Source organism: Ciceribacter sp. L1K22, from assembly GCF_017599385.1.
GTDB lineage: Bacteria > Pseudomonadota > Alphaproteobacteria > Rhizobiales > Rhizobiaceae > Allorhizobium.
The window spans coordinates 2,543,796-2,560,873 of the sequence record NZ_JAGFPK010000001.1 but is presented as its reverse complement, the minus strand read 5'-3'; the positions used below and the strand labels follow the sequence as shown (position 1 = coordinate 2,560,873).

20 protein-coding genes are annotated in these 17,078 nt (G+C 62.9%); 7 read left to right on the top strand and 13 right to left on the bottom strand.

The window, feature by feature from the left end; all coding sequences use genetic code 11:
- Nucleotides 1–35: 35 nt before the first annotated feature.
- From rpsD to J5J09_RS12805, 5 genes are all read left to right on the top strand, one after another.
- Nucleotides 36–653 (top strand): 30S ribosomal protein S4, encoded by a 618-nt coding sequence (rpsD, locus tag J5J09_RS12825; protein WP_208551289.1) that lies wholly within the window; start codon nt 36–38, stop codon nt 651–653.
- 111 nt (nt 654–764) lie between these two features.
- Complete coding sequence (locus J5J09_RS12820) at nt 765–1,691, top strand: glutaminase (protein WP_208551288.1); 927 nt, start codon at nt 765–767, stop codon at nt 1,689–1,691.
- 55 nt (nt 1,692–1,746) lie between these two features.
- The gene (gene ttcA, locus J5J09_RS12815) at nt 1,747–2,682 is read left to right on the top strand and encodes a tRNA 2-thiocytidine(32) synthetase TtcA (RefSeq protein ID WP_208551287.1); all 936 of its coding nucleotides are present in this window, start codon (nt 1,747–1,749) and stop codon (nt 2,680–2,682) included.
- Complete coding sequence (locus J5J09_RS12810; RefSeq protein WP_208551286.1) at nt 2,679–3,509, top strand: inositol monophosphatase family protein; 831 nt, start codon at nt 2,679–2,681, stop codon at nt 3,507–3,509. Before ttcA ends, J5J09_RS12810 begins: the two co-directional genes overlap by 4 nt.
- Nucleotides 3,510–3,529: 20 nt before the next feature.
- Nucleotides 3,530–4,354, top strand: a complete 825-nt coding sequence (locus J5J09_RS12805; protein ID WP_208551285.1) for an inositol monophosphatase family protein — start codon at nt 3,530–3,532, stop codon at nt 4,352–4,354.
- A gap of 79 nt (nt 4,355–4,433) precedes the next feature.
- Here J5J09_RS12805 and J5J09_RS12800 read toward each other — a convergent pair whose 3' ends face one another.
- The 7 genes from J5J09_RS12800 to J5J09_RS12770 form a co-directional block, all read right to left on the bottom strand.
- Entirely contained in the window at nt 4,434–5,639 is a 1,206-nt protein-coding gene (locus J5J09_RS12800; RefSeq protein ID WP_208553568.1) for a multidrug effflux MFS transporter, read from the bottom strand.
- 121 nt (nt 5,640–5,760) lie between these two features.
- On the bottom strand, nt 5,761–6,093 hold the full coding sequence (grxD, locus tag J5J09_RS12795) for a Grx4 family monothiol glutaredoxin (protein WP_208551284.1): 333 nt from the start codon (nt 6,091–6,093) through the stop codon (nt 5,761–5,763).
- A gap of 136 nt (nt 6,094–6,229) precedes the next feature.
- Nucleotides 6,230–6,790, bottom strand: coding sequence for a hypothetical protein (locus J5J09_RS12790; protein WP_208551283.1), 561 nt, complete (start codon nt 6,788–6,790; stop codon nt 6,230–6,232).
- 15 nt (nt 6,791–6,805) lie between these two features.
- Nucleotides 6,806–7,033 (bottom strand): hypothetical protein, encoded by a 228-nt coding sequence (locus J5J09_RS12785; protein WP_208551282.1) that lies wholly within the window; start codon nt 7,031–7,033, stop codon nt 6,806–6,808.
- A 12-nt stretch (nt 7,034–7,045) separates the two neighbouring features.
- Nucleotides 7,046–7,279 carry a BolA family transcriptional regulator gene (locus J5J09_RS12780; RefSeq protein ID WP_208551281.1) on the bottom strand — a complete coding sequence of 78 codons (234 nt, stop codon included), beginning with the start codon at nt 7,277–7,279 and terminating at the stop codon, nt 7,046–7,048.
- A gap of 14 nt (nt 7,280–7,293) precedes the next feature.
- Nucleotides 7,294–9,528, bottom strand: coding sequence for a phosphoribosylformylglycinamidine synthase subunit PurL (gene purL / locus J5J09_RS12775; RefSeq protein WP_208551280.1), 2,235 nt, complete (start codon nt 9,526–9,528; stop codon nt 7,294–7,296).
- A 121-nt stretch (nt 9,529–9,649) separates the two neighbouring features.
- Nucleotides 9,650–11,062, bottom strand: a complete 1,413-nt coding sequence (locus J5J09_RS12770) for a PLP-dependent aminotransferase family protein (RefSeq protein WP_208551279.1) — start codon at nt 11,060–11,062, stop codon at nt 9,650–9,652.
- A gap of 83 nt (nt 11,063–11,145) precedes the next feature.
- On the opposite strand from J5J09_RS12770, the gene J5J09_RS12765 reads away from it, so the two are divergent.
- Entirely contained in the window at nt 11,146–11,433 is a 288-nt protein-coding gene (locus J5J09_RS12765; RefSeq protein ID WP_208551278.1) for a DUF1127 domain-containing protein, read from the top strand.
- An 82-nt stretch (nt 11,434–11,515) separates the two neighbouring features.
- Here J5J09_RS12765 and J5J09_RS12760 read toward each other — a convergent pair whose 3' ends face one another.
- Genes J5J09_RS12760 through purC form a run of 5 tightly spaced genes read right to left on the bottom strand, consistent with a single transcriptional unit; the run spans nt 11,516 to nt 13,885 of the window.
- Nucleotides 11,516–11,899 (bottom strand): hypothetical protein, encoded by a 384-nt coding sequence (locus tag J5J09_RS12760; RefSeq protein WP_208551277.1) that lies wholly within the window; start codon nt 11,897–11,899, stop codon nt 11,516–11,518.
- Between the two features lie 13 nt (nt 11,900–11,912).
- The gene (gene purQ / locus J5J09_RS12755) at nt 11,913–12,587 is read right to left on the bottom strand and encodes a phosphoribosylformylglycinamidine synthase subunit PurQ (RefSeq protein WP_208551276.1); all 675 of its coding nucleotides are present in this window, start codon (nt 12,585–12,587) and stop codon (nt 11,913–11,915) included.
- Entirely contained in the window at nt 12,584–12,841 is a 258-nt protein-coding gene (locus J5J09_RS12750; protein ID WP_208551275.1) for a hypothetical protein, read from the bottom strand. Before J5J09_RS12750 ends, purQ begins: the two co-directional genes overlap by 4 nt.
- 19 nt (nt 12,842–12,860) lie before the next feature.
- Nucleotides 12,861–13,103 carry a phosphoribosylformylglycinamidine synthase subunit PurS gene (gene purS / locus J5J09_RS12745; protein ID WP_208551274.1) on the bottom strand — a complete coding sequence of 81 codons (243 nt, stop codon included), beginning with the start codon at nt 13,101–13,103 and terminating at the stop codon, nt 12,861–12,863.
- 17 nt (nt 13,104–13,120) lie between these two features.
- Nucleotides 13,121–13,885, bottom strand: a complete 765-nt coding sequence (gene purC, locus J5J09_RS12740) for a phosphoribosylaminoimidazolesuccinocarboxamide synthase (protein WP_208551273.1) — start codon at nt 13,883–13,885, stop codon at nt 13,121–13,123.
- 234 nt (nt 13,886–14,119) lie between these two features.
- On the opposite strand from purC, the gene J5J09_RS12735 reads away from it, so the two are divergent.
- The gene (locus J5J09_RS12735; protein WP_208551272.1) at nt 14,120–14,434 is read left to right on the top strand and encodes a DUF1476 domain-containing protein; all 315 of its coding nucleotides are present in this window, start codon (nt 14,120–14,122) and stop codon (nt 14,432–14,434) included.
- 16 nt (nt 14,435–14,450) lie between these two features.
- Here J5J09_RS12735 and J5J09_RS12730 read toward each other — a convergent pair whose 3' ends face one another.
- The gene (locus tag J5J09_RS12730) at nt 14,451–17,024 is read right to left on the bottom strand and encodes an EAL domain-containing protein (RefSeq protein WP_348646455.1); all 2,574 of its coding nucleotides are present in this window, start codon (nt 17,022–17,024) and stop codon (nt 14,451–14,453) included.
- Nucleotides 17,025–17,078 lie beyond the last annotated feature (54 nt).

Here is a 17,078-nt window from a genome sequence, read left to right as displayed (position 1 = left end):
ACAAACCGCTGTAACCTGTTGAAAAGGAAATACGGATGAGCAAGCGCGCATCTTCCAAGTACAAAATCGACCGCCGCATGGGCGAAAACATCTGGGGCCGCCCGAAGTCGCCGGTCAACCGTCGCGAATACGGCCCGGGCCAGCACGGCCAGCGCCGCAAGGGCAAGCTTTCGGACTTCGGCGTACAGCTGCGCGCCAAGCAGAAGCTCAAGGGCTACTACGGCGATATCCGCGAGAAGCAGTTCCGCGCAATCTATGAAGAAGCCAACCGCCGCAAGGGCGACACCGGCGAAAACCTGATCGGCCTGCTCGAGTCGCGCCTGGACGCCATCGTCTACCGCGCCAAGTTCGTGCCGACGGTCTTCGCTGCCCGTCAGTTCGTCAACCACGGCCACGTCACGGTCAACGGCGTCCGCGTCAACATCGGTTCGTACCGCTGCAAGGCCGGTGACGTGATCGAAGTTCGCCAGAAGTCGAAGCAGCTCGTAACAGTTCTCGAGTCGGTTTCGCTCGCCGAACGCGACGTTCCGGACTATCTCGAAGTCGACCACAACAAGATGGTTGCGACCTTCGCGCGCGTGCCGACCCTTTCGGATGTACCGTACCCGGTCATCATGGAACCGAACCTGGTCGTCGAATTCTATTCGCGCTGATTGGTTTCAGTTATCGATTTCGGAAAAGCCGTCCCTCGGGGCGGCTTTTTTGTTGCGGTGCGGTGGTCGTCGTTGAATATTGCGACGGGCGTTTTGTGACGAGGGGACGACATGGATCTGCAGGCGATCGCCGACGACATCGTGCGGGAGCTTAAGCCGCGGCTGGGCGAGGGCAATGTCGCCGACTACATCCCCGAGCTTGCGCGGGTGAAGCCGGAACAGCTGGGGATCGCGATCACCACCGTCGATGGACGGACCTTCAAGGCCGGCGACGCCGATACCTCTTTCTCGATCCAGAGCATTTCCAAGGTTTTCATGCTGACGCTGGCGCTCGGCAAGGCGGGCGAGACGATCTGGAAACGGGTCGGGCGCGAGCCGTCGGGATCGTCATTCAATTCGATCGTGCAGCTGGAATACGAGCACGGAATCCCGCGCAATCCCTTCATCAATGCCGGGGCCATCGTGGTCACCGACATGGTGCTTGCCGGCCATGCGCCGCGCGAGGCGATCGGCGAATACCTGCGCTTCATGCGCTATCTCGCCGATGACGAGACGCTCAGCATCGACGAGAAGGTCGCCCAGTCGGAGCAGAAGACCGGCTATCGCAATTTCGCGCTCGCCAACTTCATGCGCGGCTACGGCAACCTGCATCATCCGGTCGAGCATGTGCTCGGCGTCTATTTTCACCAGTGCGCGCTTGCGATGAGCTGCGTGCAGCTGTCCCATGCCGGGCTTTATCTCGCCAATCGCGGCACCAATCCGATCACGGGCTTTTCGGTGGTCTCGCCGAAGCGGGCGAGACGCATCAACGCGCTGATGCTGATGTGCGGCCACTATGACGGGTCGGGCGACTTCGCCTTCCATGTCGGCCTTCCCGGCAAGTCCGGCGTCGGCGGTGGCATCCTCGCCGTCGCCCCGGGCGAGGCGTCGATCGCTGTCTGGTCGCCCGGTCTCAACAAGGTCGGCAACTCGGCGCTCGGCTCCGTCGCGCTCGAAATGCTGGCGACGCGCACCGGCTGGTCGGTATTCGGGACTTGATCTTGGACCCGGATGGGGGCATGTCGCTTCTCGAACGCCATTTGCGGAAGACGGCATGAACCTCACGTCCCCCATAGCCCAGTCCCTCCAGGATGCCGAACCGGTCGACGACGCCGATTTTTCCGGCGCGCACCCGATGTTTGCCGCAGCGCCGCGCTCCGTCGGCTTTAACAAGCTGCGCAAGCGGCTGATCCGGCAGGTGCGGCAGGCGATCGAGGACTTCGACATGCTGAAGGGCCAAAAGCGCTGGCTGATCGGCCTGTCAGGCGGCAAGGACAGCTACGGCCTGCTGGCGCTTCTGCTCGATCTCAAATGGCGCGGTCTGCTGCCGGTCGAGCTGATCGCCTGCAATCTCGACCAGGGGCAGCCGAACTTTCCGAAACATGTGCTGCCCGACTATCTCGCCGCGATCGGGGTCAAACACCGGATCGAGTATCGCGACACCTATTCGATCGTGAAGGAGAAGGTGCCGCAGGGCGCGACCTATTGTTCGCTCTGTTCGCGGCTGAGGCGCGGCAATCTCTACCGCATCGCGCGGGAAGAGGGTTGCGAGGCGCTGGTGCTCGGGCATCACCGCGAAGACATTCTCGAGACGTTCTTCATGAACCTGTTCCATGGGGCGCGGCTTGCGGGCATGCCGCCGAAGCTCGTCAACGACGAGGGTGACCTGATGGTGCTCCGGCCGCTCGCCTATGCGGCGGAAGAAGATCTGGCGCGGTTTGCCGAGGCCATGGCGTTTCCGATCATCCCATGCGATCTCTGCGGCAGCCAAGACGGGCTGCAGCGCAATGCGATGAAGGAGATGCTGGCCGGCATCGAGGCGAAGATGCCGGGCCGCAAGGACGCCATGCTTCGGGCACTCGGGCACGTGAACCCTTCGCATCTCATGGATAGAAAACTCTTCGATTTTGCCGGGCTTGCTGTCACGGCGTCGTCATCGGGAGAGGATAGTCAGGCGGACCCTTCCACCGAGACCGATCTTCTTCCATGAGCTTCTCAGACACAGACATCGATTTCCTGCTGGCCACCGTACGGGAAGCCGGCATTCATGACATTATGCCACGGTTCCGCAATCTCGGCTCCGCCGACATCAGCGAGAAGGCGTCTTCCGTCGATCTCGTCACCGAGGCGGACCTCGACGCAGAAAAGCGGATCACCGCCGCGATCCGGGCGCGTTTTCCGTCCGCCCACATCGTCGGCGAGGAGGCCTATGCCGCCGATCCCGGCGTTGTAGACGGTCTCGCCGAGGCGCCGCTTGCCTTTGTGATCGATCCGGTGGACGGTACCTTCAACTTCGCATCGGGGCTCCCCGCTTTCGGGACCTTGCTGGCGGTGACGGTGGCCGGCGAGACAGTTGCCGGGCTGATCCATGATCCTGTCATGGGCGATACGCTTGTCGCGGTGAAGGGGGCGGGGGCGCGTCTCCGGCGGCATGACGGTCAGACGACGCCAATCCGGGTTGCCGCGCCGGTCGAGCTCGGTGAGATGGTCGGCATCTTCTCCTGGGGGCACAGCGCGCCCGCTCGGCGGCCGCTGATCGCCGCCAATATGAGCCGTATCAGGATGGCGCTGTCGCTCAACTGCTCGGCGCACGAATACTGGCTGGCGGCGACCGGCAAGGTGCATTTCATCGGCCACGAAAAGCTCATGCCCTGGGACCATCTGGCCGGCGTGCTCGTTCACCAGGAAGCCGGCGGACATACGGCCAAGCTCGATGGCACTCCCTATCGTCCGGGCGAGACCACGGGCGGCATATTGTCGGCGCCCGACTTAGACAGCTGGACGATGATCAGGCGCGAGATTCTCGCGCTCGACTGAACAAGGAAGGAAGAACACCCATGCCCGATCTCGATATCGCGATGCTTGCCAATGCGCTGCAGGAGGCGGCCGCGGTCGAGATCCTGCCGCGGTTCCGCAATCTCGGTGACGGCGATGTCAGGATCAAGACCGAGGCCATCGACCTGGTGACGGAAGCGGACGAGGCGGCGGAACGATTGATCCGGGCGCGGATCGAGGCGGCGATGCCGGACGCGCTGTTCGTCGGGGAGGAATCGGTCGCGGCCGATCCGGACCTCCTGCCGAAGCTGGCGGATGCCGATCTCGCCGTCGTCGTCGACCCGATCGACGGGACCTTCAACTTCGCCGCCGGCCTGCCGCTGTTCGGGGTGATGGCGAGCGTCGTGTCGAAGGGCGAGGTCGTGGCCGGGATCATCTACGATCCGATGGGCAATGACTGGGTGATCGCGGAGAAGGGCTCGGGTACCTGGCTTTGCGGTCCCGACGGTTCGCAGACGCAGATGGGCGTGGCGCCGGGCGTGCCGCTTGCCGACATGGTCGGGATCGCCAATGCGAGCTACGTGCCGATCGAGGAACGGCGCGGGCTGCTGACGCGGCTCGCCGAGGTGAGGCTCTTCACCACCTACCGCTGCGCCGCGCACGAATACCGCATGTTCGTCGGCGGCCACGTGCACTTCCTGATGTATCGCAAGCTGATGCCCTGGGATCATCTGGCCGGCGCGCTGATCGCGGCGGAGGCGGGCGCCCATGTGGCAAGGCTCGACGGATCGACCTATCTGCCGAGCCATGTCGATGGCGGATTGCTGGTCGCGCCCGACAAGGCGAGCTGGGAGATGCTGTCGCGCGAGGTGTTTCGTCCCGCCTGAGCCGGCTTGTCAGCCCAAAAGAGAAGGCCCGCGGAGCGATCTCCGCGGGCCTCGTCGTTTCCGGGGACTGACGAACGTGTCAGACCGGCGGGTTGTGCGCCTGGAACAGCTTTCCCTTTTCGGCGATCAGTACGAAGACGAGGCCGATGACGGAGACCGTGAAGAAGCCGGCGACCATCGGGATCGCGGTGCCGTTGAAGGCCTGGCCGATGACGGCGCCGATCAGGCCGCCGCCGATCGTGCTGAGGAAACCGAGAACGGAGGACGCGGTGCCGGCGACATGGCCGAGCGGCTCCATTGCCAGAGAGTTGAAGTTCGAGCCGATCCAGCCAAACTGGAACATCGCCAGAGCGAAGAGCGCGATGAACAGCGGGAACGGCATTGGCGACGGGCCGACGAAGTGTCCGACGAGCCAGACCAGGTTGATCAACAGGAAGCCCACCAGCGCGCCGTGGGAAAGCCGGCGCATGCCGAAGCGGCCGACGAGCCTGGCGTTGATGAAGGACGACAACGCCATAAAGATCGCGACGGCCGCGAAGGCGACGGCAAACCACTCACCGAGCTGATAGATATCGATATAAATCTGCTGCGCCGAGTTGATGAAGGCGAACAGCGCTCCGAAGATGAAGGTGCTGGCCAGTGTGTAGCACAGCGCGATGCGATCGGAGAGCACGATCCGGAAACCCTGGAGCACGATCTTCGGCGTGAAGGCGCGACGCTCGGAGACGGGCAGGGTTTCGGGCAGGCGGATGTATGTCCAGAGACCGACAACCAGCGCGCCCAGCGCCATGAAGACGAAGATGAAGTGCCAGTCGGCGAACAGCATGATCACCTGTCCGGTGCCCGGCGCGATGACCGGCACGACCATGAAGACCATCAGGATCAGCGACATGGCCTCGGCCATGCGGCGGCCGCCGTATACGTCGCGGACGATCGACACGGTGATGACGCGCAGCGACGCGGCGCCAACGCCCTGGATGGCGCGCAGCACCAGCATGACCTCGAAGCTCGGCGCGATGACGGCGCCGAGCGAGGCAATGATGTAGAGCGCGAGACCGAAGAAGATAGGAATACGACGGCCGAGCCGATCCGAGGCCGGGCCGTAGAAAAGCTGTGCCGCGCCAAAGCCCAGAAGGAAGGCGGAGACGATATACTGGTTGTGGTTGGGATCGGTGACGCCGAGGTCGGCGCCAATGATGGCAAGCCCGGGTAGCATGCTGTCGATGGCAAGCGCCGTCAGCGACATCAAGGCTGCCATGAGGGCAATGAATTCGACCCGGTGCATAGCGCCGAGCGCCGGCGGGTTTTCCGATTGACTGGACATGACTTTCTTTCAAGCAGCGACAAGGCGCTGCGGGGGCAGCGCCTTGTCATGAAACCATTAAATTTTAAAGGGTCTAGAGACCTCAGGCAGCGCCGCGGACGGCGATACCGTTTTCCTGGAGATGCGATTGCAGCTCGCCGGCCTGGAACATCTCGCGGACGATGTCGCAACCGCCGATGAACTCGCCCTTGACGTAGAGCTGCGGGATCGTTGGCCAGTTGGAATAATCCTTGATGCCCTGGCGGATTTCGCTGTCGGCAAGGACGTTGATACCCTTGTAGTCGAGGCCGAGGTAATCGAGAATCTGCACGACCTGGCCGGAAAAACCACACTGCGGGAACTGCGGCGTGCCCTTCATGAAGAGAACCACGTCGTTGGTCTTCACTTCATTGGCGATGAATTCGTTGGCGCTCATGGCATATCCTTTCACATGCGGGTTCAAGGTCCGCTGCTTTGCTTGCCCCTAAATAACATGTCGGTGGCCAAATTCCAGCCGACCGCCGAAAAAACCGTGATGGTGCGGATAAGCTGCCGGCGCTTCAGACTGAAGCCTACTGGGTCGCCCCGCAGCGCGTATCGCCCGTCTTTTCCAAGGTCTTTGCCTGAAGGTCGAAGGCGACGTGCTCGAGGATGACGGAGCCGAAGCCGTTCGCCTGGTTCTCGGCGTATTCCGTGCAGGTTGCCGACGTTGCCTCGCCGGCGCGCTGCCAGAACGATATGAAGCCATCCTCGATGTCATATTCGTCCGCCGGTGCGTCGAGAACTTTCTCGCCTGTGGACAGATCGAAGACGACGAGATCGCCTTCCGGGCCGGTCGACCGGGTTGTGACGAGGAAATCGGCGGTGAGTTCGCCATACCAGAGCGGGTCTCCTGCCTCGCCGATGACAATGTCCGCAAGCTGTGCATCGAATACACAGTCCGCCGGCGCTTCCGCCCCATCGAGAACTGTGACGGCGAACTGCGAACCCGGCTCTTCGTCGTATTCGCGTACAGCGACGTTGAAGTTCTCATTGGCGTGGCAGTGTATTTCGCCGGCCTGGGCCTTGAGAGGGAGCTGGGTCAGCATCGCGGCGGATGCCCACGCAGCGATCATCAGACTACGGAGGATCATGGTCGGTCCGCCTCGTTATCGGGATTTCTGCCGGCTGCGCTTGGCGGCGGTCCGGCGCCGGCTCACCTGCTTGCGGGCGGGCTTGCGCACCGTCTTCTTGCGAACGAAGCCGCCCGTTGTGGCCGAGCGCGTCTGACGCTTGCGACGGCGCGTCGTCTTGCGGCCGGTGGTCTTCTTCAGGACCTCCTTTAGGACGCCTTCGATGACGTTTTCGACGATTTCCGCGACGAGCCCCTTCGCCATGGCGGTATCACCTTATTCCGGAATGGAGGTTTGGAGGGCAAGCGCGTGGAGAACGCCGCCCATATTGCCCTTCAATGCGTCATAGACCATCTGATGCTGCTGCACGCGGGTCTTGCCGCGGAAGGCTTCCGCCACGACTTCCGCCGCATAGTGATCGCCATCGCCGGCCAGATCGCGGACCACGACTTTCGCGCCGGGTATGCCCGCCTTGATCATATCTTCGATTTCGCCGGCCTTCATTGCCATCGGTATGCTCCCTGTTATTCCGCGGCAGAGGCCATGGCCTTGCCGTCCATGAACTCAGGAAACCACGATTCATGGGCCAAGCGCAATTGGTCCACGGAGACCGAGAGCACGCCTTCCACGGCAAGCGTCGAGCCGCCCACCGTACCGAGACGGCGGAAGGGAACGCCGGCACCTTCTGCATTGGCGCAGAGGAAATTCGCCATGTCGGCCGGGACGGCGACCACGTAACGGGCCTGGTCCTCGCCGAAGAGCAGGGCGTGGGCGGGGCCACGGCTTTCGGTGAGGTTGACGGACATGCCCTTGCCGGACGCCATCGCCATCTCGGCAAGCGCGACCGCAAGGCCGCCGGAGGAGATGTCGTGGCAGGCGGTGACCTGTCCGTTGCGGATCGCCGAGCGCACGAAGTCGCCATTGCGGCGTTCGGCATGGAGATCGACTTCCGGTGGAGGACCATCGGTCAGGCCGAGGATGTCGCGGAGATAGACCGAACTGCCGAGGTGGCTGCCGTCGGTGCCGATCAGGATCAGGTGGTCGCCATCCTGGGCGCTGCCGATGCGGGCCATCTTCGACCAGTCGGGCAGCAGACCGACGCCGGCGATGGTCGGGGTCGGAAGGATGCCGACGCCGTTTGTCTCGTTGTAGAGGGAGACATTGCCTGAGACGATCGGGAAATCGAGTGCAAGGCAGGCCTCACCGATTCCCTTGATGGCATGCACGAACTGGCCCATGATTTCCGGGCGCTCGGGATTGCCGAAGTTCAGGTTGTCGGTGGCAGCCAGCGGCTCGGCGCCGGTCGCGGTGATGTTGCGCCAGCATTCGGCGACCGCCTGCTTGCCGCCCTCGAACGGATCGGCCTCGACGTAGCGCGGGGTCACGTCGGAGGAGAAGGCGAGCGCCTTCTTCGGGTGCGTGTCGACACGGACGACGCCGGCGTCGCCACCGGGAAGCTGAAGCGAATTGCCCTGGATCAGCGTGTCGTACTGCTCGTAGACCCAGCGACGGCTCGACTGGTTGGGCGAGCCGACCAGTTTCAGGAGGGCTGCCGAATAGTCATCCGGTTCGGCGACGAGGTTGGCGGGCAGGGCGCCTCGCTTGCCGGGCTCGCGCCACGGGCGGTCGTATTCCGGCGCCTGGTCGCCAAGATCCTTGATCGGCAGGTTGGCGACTTCCTCACCCTGATGGATGACGCGGAAGCGCAGGTCGTCGGTGGTGTAGCCGACGATCGCAAAGTCGAGGCCCCACTTGACGAAAATCGCCTTGGCAACTTCTTCCTTGGAAGGTTCGAGCACCATGAGCATGCGCTCCTGGCTTTCCGACAGCATCATCTCGTAGGCCGTCATGCGCTCCTCGCGCACCGGCACCTTGTCGAGGTTGAGCTCAATGCCGAGGTCGCCCTTGGCGCCCATCTCGACGGCCGAGCAGGTGAGGCCGGCCGCACCCATATCCTGGATGGCGATGACGGCGCCGGTCTGCATGAGTTCGAGGCAGGCTTCCAGCAGGCATTTCTCGGTAAAGGGGTCGCCGACCTGGACGGTCGGGCGCTTCTCCTCGATCGACTCGTCGAATTCGGCCGACGCCATCGTCGCGCCGCCGACACCGTCGCGGCCGGTCTTGGCGCCGAGATAGACGACCGGCAGGCCGACGCCCTTGGCTTCCGACAGGAAGATGCCATCGGCTTTGGCGAGGCCGGCGGCGAAGGCATTGACGAGAATGTTGCCGTTGTAACGGGCGTCGAATTCGACTTCCCCGCCGACGGTCGGCACGCCGAAAGAATTGCCGTATCCACCGACGCCGGCAACGACGCCGGCAACGAGGTGCTTGGTCTTCGGATGATCCGGCGCGCCGAAGCGCAGCGCGTTCATGGCGGCGATGGGACGCGCGCCCATGGTGAAGACGTCGCGCAGGATGCCGCCGACGCCGGTCGCCGCACCCTGGTAGGGCTCGATGTAGGACGGGTGGTTATGGCTTTCCATCTTGAAGACCACGACGTCGCCGTCATCGATATCTACGACGCCGGCGTTCTCGCCCGGTCCCTGGATGACGCGCGGACCCTTGGTCGGCAGGGTGCGCAGCCAGCGCTTGGAGGATTTGTAGGAGCAGTGCTCGTTCCACATCGCGGAGAAGATGCCGAGCTCGGTGAAGGTCGGCTCGCGGCCGATCAGATCCAGGATTCGCTGGTATTCGTCGGGCTTGAGCCCGTGTGCGGCTACGAGTTCGGGAGTGATCTGGATCGTATTGGAGATCGTCATCGCTTTTCCTGGGACGGCTGCCGGTTCGGGATTGCGGCCTCTTTAGCGCATGTGACGGGCAAGCGCGACAGGAAAATGGCCGTTTCAACGGCTTAGCGCCTCCCGGACCCGGGGGCGCCCGTCAGGCGACGCTGTCGTAGCCGGCTGCGCCGTTTTCGAGCAGACGGCGGACGATCTTCATGCCGCGCGAGACCTCTGTACGGTCTTGCGACGAAGAGAAGCCGAGACGGACGCGGTGGCTCACCTTTTCTGACCGGCCGGCCTTGAATTCGTTTTCATCGTCGATGAGGACGCCGTCATTGTAGGCAGCCTGCTTGAAGGTCGCCGACAACCACGGCTCGGGAAGCTTCAGCCAGAGGAAGGGCACGAAGGTATCCGAGCGGAAGTCGAAGCCTGCGAGGTCCCTTCGGGCGATCTCGACTCGGGCAGCAATCTCTCTGCGGCAGAGATCGCGGATGCGCGCCGCTTCGCCTGACAGCACGAACCGGGCACCCAGTTCGGCAAGCAAAAACGGCAGGCCCCCGGTCATCATCTTGTGTGCGATGCGGACCCGCTGTGCGAAATGCGGCGGGCAGGCGACCCAGCCGCCGCGAACACCGGCGGCGACCGATTTCGACAGGCCGTCGACGACGAAGGTGCGCTCCGGCGCGAAGGTGGCGATCAGGGGGAGGGCCGAGTCGGTCAGGGCGCCATAGAGATTGTCCTCGATCAGCCAGACATTGTGCCTGCGGGCGATATCGGCGATCGCCTTGCGCCGCTCGACCGGCATGGTGGCCAGCGTCGGGTTCTGTGTCGTCGACATCACGAAGGCCATCTTGGGATGTTGCTGGATGCAGACCCTTTCGAAGTCGTCCGGCTTCACGCCCTCGGCGTCGGACTCGACGAGCGCCGTCCGGCGGCCTGCCAGACCGGCGGCCCGCGAGACCTGGGAATAGGTGAAATGCTCGAAGACGATCTTGTCACCGGGGCTCGTCAGCACGGTCAGGACAGACATGATCGCGGCATGGGCGCCGAGCGTCGGCACGATCGTCTCGGGCGCGGGGCGCCAGCCGTTGCAGGCCAGCCAGTCGGCGCCCGCCTCGAACCACTGGCGTGGGAAAGAGCGCGTGTAGCTCGCGATATCGGTCGCGTGGTCGCGCGTGATCTCCGCCATCAGGCCGCTCAGAACCTCGGCCTGCCCGACATCGGGTGCGGCGGTGCTGTCGAAGCGGATCTTGTCGTCCGGCGCGACGAAGGGACGGGTGCCGGCGAGGCTCGCGCTGACGGGATCGTTGGCCGCCTCGCCATTGGGGCGGGGAAGGACGTAAGTCCCTCTGCCGACTTCGCCGCTGACGAGGCCGCGCTCGTGCAGCAGCGCGTAGGCGCGGGTTATCGTCCCGATTGTCACCTTCACATCGAAGGCGAGGTTTCGCTGCGGCGGGAGCTTGCTACCCGCCGGAAGATGGCCGGTCATGATGGCATCCTCCATCTGATCGGCAAGGCGAACGTAGAGCGGACCTTTGCCCGCCGCGAGATTGGGAAGCCAATTTGTCATGGGGACAATTCTCTACATTGGCATAATGTCCCTGTCAATATAGATGACAATTCATCCGAAACGCCCGATGTGGCAGGTGCAATATGCGTAGATATGACGAATATCTCATCACAATCGATACAATCTATCCCGATAGCTATGTCAGGGAGTCACAGTTTCTCGCAAGCGGCGACCTGTTGGCGCCAGCGCCGATGCCGGCGCCGCGCAGCGGGATTTTGGGATTGGTGGATCGGTGGCGCAATTGGAACGCACGGCGCGTCGGCCGGCTTTCGCTGAGAGGCATGTCGGACGAGCAGTTGCGCGATATCGGCGTGTCGCGGCTCGAGGCGATGTCGGAGGCGGGTCGTTCTCGCCTGCTGACCTGGTTCTGAGCTTCCGCCGCTTAGACCTCCGCCCCTGGCGGAAGCACGGATCCGGCGTTGCGTCTCCCCGACCCCGTGACGCCGGATCCGTTCAGCAGTCGGTATTGCCGGCAGCCCAGCGCTGGACATCCTTGCCGATACGACCGGAAATCGGCTCGCCCATCATCGGGCCGAAGGCCTGGAGGCGAGCGGGCTTGCCTTCGGCCTGCACGACGAGCAGGGGGCGGATGTCGCTTGACCCCTTACGCACGAGAAGGATGCGCGGCCGGCCGGAGAAGGACGTCAGTTCGGGCGCCAGCGAATAGGCTTTGAAAGCGGGATCGCCCGACTTGAACCAGCAGCGGTTGGCGCCGACGGCCACCTTTTCCATGATGTCGAGCGCCGAAGGCCCCCCGGCCGGCGTCGTCGCCTTGGGCTGGCAGCCGACGAGGGCCATGAGGGCGAGCAGGGCGGTCGCACCGAGCGCTTTGCGCATGTTTTTCAAACCTTCACGCCGCAGCGATGACTTCGAGGGCGGAGGCGAAGATCGCGCGTCCGTCATTGCCGCCATGGGCGGCCTCGATCAGGTTTTCCGGATGCGGCATCATGCCGAGCACATTGCCCTTTTCGTTCATGACGCCGGCGATGTCATTCACCGAACCGTTGGGATTGGTTCCATCGGCATAGCGGAAGACGATCTGACCGTTGCCCTCGAGCGCCTTCAGCGTTTCGTCGTCGGCGAAGTAGTTTCCGTCATGGTGTGCCACTGGGCAGCGGATGATCTGCCCGGTTTCGTAGGCCCGCGTGAAGTCGGTGTCGGAATTGACCACTTCGAGCTTCACCTGGCGGCAGACGAATTTCAGCGAGGCATTGCGCATCAGCGCGCCAGGCAGCATGCCGGCTTCGACGAGGATCTGGAAGCCGTTGCAGACGCCGAGAACCTTCACGCCGCGCTCAGCCGCCTTCTTGACCGCCTGCATCACCGGCATACGGGCGGCGATCGCGCCGCAGCGGAGATAATCGCCGTAGGAGAAACCGCCGGGGATGACCACGAGGTCGACATCGGGCAGGTCCGTCTCGGTCTGCCACACCGTCACCGGCGCCTGTCCGGAAATCTTGGTCAGCGCGGCGATCATGTCGCGGTCGCGGTTGAGGCCTGGAAGCTGGAGAACGGCTGATTTCATGGCTGGTGCTCAAACCTTGCTTGGGCTTCCTGGAGCTCCCGCAGCTCCAGGCGATTTTCGATGCGATCGAGACGGTCCAGAACCTGGCTCATCGTCCCATGCATATTGTTGAGGTCGCCCTGCATCACATGCATGTAGTTGCGGAGCGAATTGATATCCTGACGCGTTTCCCGCTGGCCATCCTTGATGGTCGAAATATCCGCCTGCAGTTTCCGCAGAATTTCGAACATCAGTTCCTGCGTCTGGTCGGCCATGCCACCGCTCCTTCAACCCTCAGGCGATGGAGATAGTATAGTTCTCGATGACCGTGTTTGCGAGGAGCTTTTCGCACATGGCCTTGAGGTCTTCCTCCGCCTTTGCCTTGTCGGCGCCATCAAGTTCAAGGTCGAAGACCTTGCCTTGGCGGACGTGGCCAACGCCGTCGAAGCCGAGGGTTGCGAGCGCGCCTTCGATCGCCTTGCCCTGCGGATCGAGAACGCCATTCTTCAGGGTGACGGTGACACGGGCCTTGATCACTGGAATTTCCCTCTTCCTTACTTCACCAGAACCGGGCCGGTTCCACGGATCGGTTCGTTCTCGTTGATGATGCCAAGCCGCCGGGCGACTTCCTGGTAGGCTTCGAGAAGCCCGCCGAGATCCTGGCGGAACCGGTCCTTGTCGAGCTTTTCCTTGGTCTCGATGTCCCAGAGGCGGCAGCTGTCGGGCGAAATCTCGTCGGCAAGGATGATGCGCATCATCTCGCCTTCGAACAGGCGACCGCACTCGATCTTGAAGTCTACGAGCTGGATGCCGATGCCGAGGAAGAGGCCTGACAGGAAGTCGTTGACGCGGATGGCGAGCGCCATGATGTCATCGAGTTCGGCCGGATTGGCCCAGCCGAAGGCGGTGATGTGCTCCTCGGAGACCATGGGGTCGTCGAGCGCGTCGGACTTGTAGTAGAATTCGATGATCGAGCGCGGCAGAACGACGCCTTCCTCGATGCCGAGACGCTTGGCGAGCGAGCCGGCGGCGACATTGCGCACGACGATCTCGAGCGGGATCATCTCGACTTCCTTGATCAACTGCTCGCGCATGTTGAGGCGGCGCAGGAAGTGGGTCGGGATGCCGATCTTGTTCAGGTGCGTGAACAGGTATTCGGAAATGCGGTTGTTGAGGACACCCTTGCCGTCAATGACATCGTGCTTCTTCTTGTTGAAAGCCGTGGCGTCATCCTTGAAGAACTGGATCAGCGTGCCTGGCTCCGGACCCTCGTACAGGATCTTGGCCTTGCCCTCGTAAATACGGCGGCGACGGTTCATGGACAAATTACTCTGCTGGTTGGCGCCTCGCGCGGGGCGCAGTGGATCGGCAATTGAAGCGGTCCCATAAAGGAAAACATCCGTTTTCACAATGCAGCTGTTGTTCCTCACGGATATTTCCGACAAACCGGTAACGACTCAGGGAAACGACAAACTTCGCATTGCACTTTCTACAGCCTTTTGATTAATGGGGAAACGCGCCATCAAGAAGGCAAGAGATTTCGGGAGAACGATATGAGTGGCATGAGCGACCGGGAAAAAGCGTTTGAAAACAAGTTCGCGCACGATCAGGACCTGAAGTTCAGGGCTGAAGCGCGTCGCAACAAACTGCTTGGCATCTGGGCTGGCGGACTGCTTGGCAAGACCGATGTCGATGCTTATGCCAAGGAAGTCGTAGCCTCGGATTTCGAGGAAGCCGGCGACGAGGACGTATTCCGCAAGGTCAAGGGCGACCTGGCTGCCGGCGGCGTGTCCGTTTCGGATGAGGAACTGCGCGCCAAGATGCTGGAACTTCTCGGCGTCGCCGTGGAGCAGGTTCAGAACACCTAATATCAGGACAGATTTTTCAACGCCCCGTGTCGTTGCCCGATAGGGCCGTGGCGGGGCGTTTCCATGTCTGGCCTTTGAGGAAGGTTTCCGTCTGGTCGAACGGCATGGGGCGGGCGAGTCCGAAACCCTGAAGGACATCGCAGCCGAGGTCGCGCAATACCTCTACATGGGCGTCGGTCTCGACCCCCTCGGCGACGACCTTGACGTTCAGGGAGTGACCGATCTCGATGATCGCCCGGACGAGCTGCCGCTGCTCGCGGGAGTCAGGCACCTTGCGGATCAGCTCACGGTCGATCTTCAGCGCCTGAGGATTGAGGCGCAACAGGCTGACGATCGACGCATGCCCGGTGCCGAAGTCGTCGATCTCTATGGAAATGCCGAGCCGGCGCAGAAGCCGCAGGTTCTCCTTCACCTGCGCGTCGAAGTCGTCGAGGAAGATGGATTCCAGCAGTTCGAAGGACAGCGCGCCGGGCGGGATCTCGATTCCGGCCAGCGCCTTGCGCAGGTTCGGATCGTGCAACCGCCTTGAGGAAACGTTGACCGACAGCTTGGGAATGGAAAAGCCGCGCTGGCGCCAGAGGCGCATGTCGGCCAGCGCCTTGTCGAGCACGCGGCCGTCGATATCGGAGACGACGTTCAGATCGTCGGCGGCCTTCAGGAACAGATCGGGTGTCAGAAGGCCACGCTCGGGGTGCTGCCAGCGAACCAAAGTTTCGACGCCAGCGACGTCAAGCGTCCGGGCGTCGAACTGGAACTGGTAAACGGGAACGAACTCGTCCTGCTCAAGCCCGCGCAGAATGTCGTCCGACAAGCGCTTGGTGCTGACGGCGCGGGTCTGGTCGTCGTCGCGGAAGAATTCGAACCGGTTCCGGCCGCGGTTCTTGGCGTGATAGAGCGCCATGTCGGCATTCAGCAGTAGCTGGCGCGCATTGATGACAGGGCCGCGCGACACGGCGACGCCGATGCTGCTGCCGAACCGGCACTCATGTCCTTCGATGGTGACGGGGCGGCGGGTGTGATCGATGATGCGCTCTGCGAGCTTGCCGAGCCGCTTCTCCGGTCCTTCGAACTGAACGAGGACAACGAACTCGTCGCCGCCGATGCGAGCCACGAAATCGCCCTGGCCGACCTCGGCCCTCAGGATCGATGCGGCGTGACGCAGCAGCGCATCGCCGGCATTGTGGCCGAGCGTGTCGTTGATCTGCTTGAAGCGGTCGAGATCGATATGAAGGACCGCGAGACGTTTGTGCGTCAACCGGCAATGCTCTTCCATCTGGTCCAGCATCGCATCGAGATATCGCCTGTTCGGCAGGTCGGTCAGGTGGTCGTGGAGCGCGATATGCTCCATGCGCTGGCGCGCGCCTTCCAACTCGCGATTGCGCGCCTCGGCCAGCGTCTTTGCGCTGTCGAGCTGCTGGTGCAGGGTGATATCGTCGGAGACGTCCCAGGTTACACCGAGAAGGCGCCGGCGGCCGTTCTGGTCGATGATGGTCGTTGCCCGCGAGCGCAGGTGGCGAATCTCGCCGTCGTTCTTCCTGAATATCCGGAACTGGTCGTAGAACTCATCGCCGCCCCGGATCGCATTTTCGGAGTTGCCGATTGCGCGGTCCCGGTCGTCGGGATGGAGCACGCTCTGCCACGTGCCGTTCGGCAGTATCCGGCCGGGTCCCTCCATGCCGTAGATGCGCATCACGCGCTCGTCCCAGTAGACCTCCATCGTATCTAGATCGGCCTCGAACACGCCGATCTTGGATGTCTCCAGCGCAAGTTCCAGCCGCGCGGTCATCTGTCGCAACATTTCCTCGGCGTTTTTGCGCGCCGTGATGTCGATGTCCGTGCCGATGATTCGGGTCGGCTGGCCTTTGTCATCCCACTCGACGCAGGCGCCGCGGCACTCGATCCAGACCCAGTGACCGGCCTTGTGGCGTTCACGGTATTCGAACGCCATGTAGTCCGGATCGCCGGCGTTCTGCCGTTCGAGGGCGTGGCAGACGCGATCCCGGTCGTCGGGGTGCAGGAGCTGGAGCCATTCCTCTGCCGTTGCAGCCGGCATGTCGTCGGGGCCCAGACCTCGCAGGTGCCGCCACGTTTCCGAGTAGTACATCTCGCCGGTTTTGAAATTGTGATCCCAGACTCCCGTCGCAGCACTGGTGAGGGCCTGATGCCAGCGACTTTCATGTCGAGCAAGTTCCGCCTCGCGTTCCGCGCGTTCGCTGATGTCAACAAACTGTAGCAGAACGGCGGTGCGTGTGCGGCGATCATCCACCTGGCTTGTCAGCGCCAGGACCGTGGAACGTCTCCCATCGCCGGCGGTGAGGATCACGTCGCAAGGCGGCGGCGTGCTTCCCGTCAGAGCGGCCGTCAGGTTGGCCTGAAGTCTCGGCTGGTCGGAGATATCAACGAGTTCGAAACATGATGATGTACCGTTACGTCGTGCGCTGCCCATCAACCGATGGAACGGTTCGTTCATCGCGAGGACGGTACCGGATACATCCACGATGGCCGCGGCTTGCGGTAGGGCCTCAAGATATGCGGATCGCTCCTGCGGCGTCGCCTCGCGGCTCAAGGGTAAGGCGGAACTGACGGGCACGGCCAACTCGTCTGCAAGCAAAACTAGAAGGCTGACTATGTGTATGCGCAGATT

What these genes read in the sequence shown, in the direction of transcription:
- J5J09_RS12770 (WP_208551279.1), bottom strand. Translation starts at nt 11,062, where the DNA reads ATGACAAATTGGCTTCCCAATCTCGCGGCGGGCAAAGGTCCGCTCTAC.
- J5J09_RS12780 (WP_208551281.1), bottom strand. Translation starts at nt 7,279, where the DNA reads ATGGCAATGAAGGCCGGCGAAATCGAAGATATGATCAAGGCGGGCATA.
- purQ (WP_208551276.1), bottom strand. Translation starts at nt 12,587, where the DNA reads ATGAAATCAGCCGTTCTCCAGCTTCCAGGCCTCAACCGCGACCGCGAC.
- J5J09_RS12735 (WP_208551272.1), top strand. Translation starts at nt 14,120, where the DNA reads ATGAGTGGCATGAGCGACCGGGAAAAAGCGTTTGAAAACAAGTTCGCG.
- J5J09_RS12810 (WP_208551286.1), top strand. Translation starts at nt 2,679, where the DNA reads ATGAGCTTCTCAGACACAGACATCGATTTCCTGCTGGCCACCGTACGG.
- J5J09_RS12820 (WP_208551288.1), top strand. Translation starts at nt 765, where the DNA reads ATGGATCTGCAGGCGATCGCCGACGACATCGTGCGGGAGCTTAAGCCG.
- J5J09_RS12800 (WP_208553568.1), bottom strand. Translation starts at nt 5,639, where the DNA reads ATGCACCGGGTCGAATTCATTGCCCTCATGGCAGCCTTGATGTCGCTG.
- purL (WP_208551280.1), bottom strand. Translation starts at nt 9,528, where the DNA reads ATGACGATCTCCAATACGATCCAGATCACTCCCGAACTCGTAGCCGCA.
- purC (WP_208551273.1), bottom strand. Translation starts at nt 13,885, where the DNA reads ATGAACCGTCGCCGCCGTATTTACGAGGGCAAGGCCAAGATCCTGTAC.
- ttcA (WP_208551287.1), top strand. Translation starts at nt 1,747, where the DNA reads ATGAACCTCACGTCCCCCATAGCCCAGTCCCTCCAGGATGCCGAACCG.
- grxD (WP_208551284.1), bottom strand. Translation starts at nt 6,093, where the DNA reads ATGAGCGCCAACGAATTCATCGCCAATGAAGTGAAGACCAACGACGTG.
- J5J09_RS12805 (WP_208551285.1), top strand. Translation starts at nt 3,530, where the DNA reads ATGCCCGATCTCGATATCGCGATGCTTGCCAATGCGCTGCAGGAGGCG.
- J5J09_RS12760 (WP_208551277.1), bottom strand. Translation starts at nt 11,899, where the DNA reads ATGCGCAAAGCGCTCGGTGCGACCGCCCTGCTCGCCCTCATGGCCCTC.
- J5J09_RS12750 (WP_208551275.1), bottom strand. Translation starts at nt 12,841, where the DNA reads ATGGCCGACCAGACGCAGGAACTGATGTTCGAAATTCTGCGGAAACTG.
- J5J09_RS12785 (WP_208551282.1), bottom strand. Translation starts at nt 7,033, where the DNA reads ATGGCGAAGGGGCTCGTCGCGGAAATCGTCGAAAACGTCATCGAAGGC.
- J5J09_RS12765 (WP_208551278.1), top strand. Translation starts at nt 11,146, where the DNA reads ATGCGTAGATATGACGAATATCTCATCACAATCGATACAATCTATCCC.
- J5J09_RS12790 (WP_208551283.1), bottom strand. Translation starts at nt 6,790, where the DNA reads ATGATCCTCCGTAGTCTGATGATCGCTGCGTGGGCATCCGCCGCGATG.
- rpsD (WP_208551289.1), top strand. Translation starts at nt 36, where the DNA reads ATGAGCAAGCGCGCATCTTCCAAGTACAAAATCGACCGCCGCATGGGC.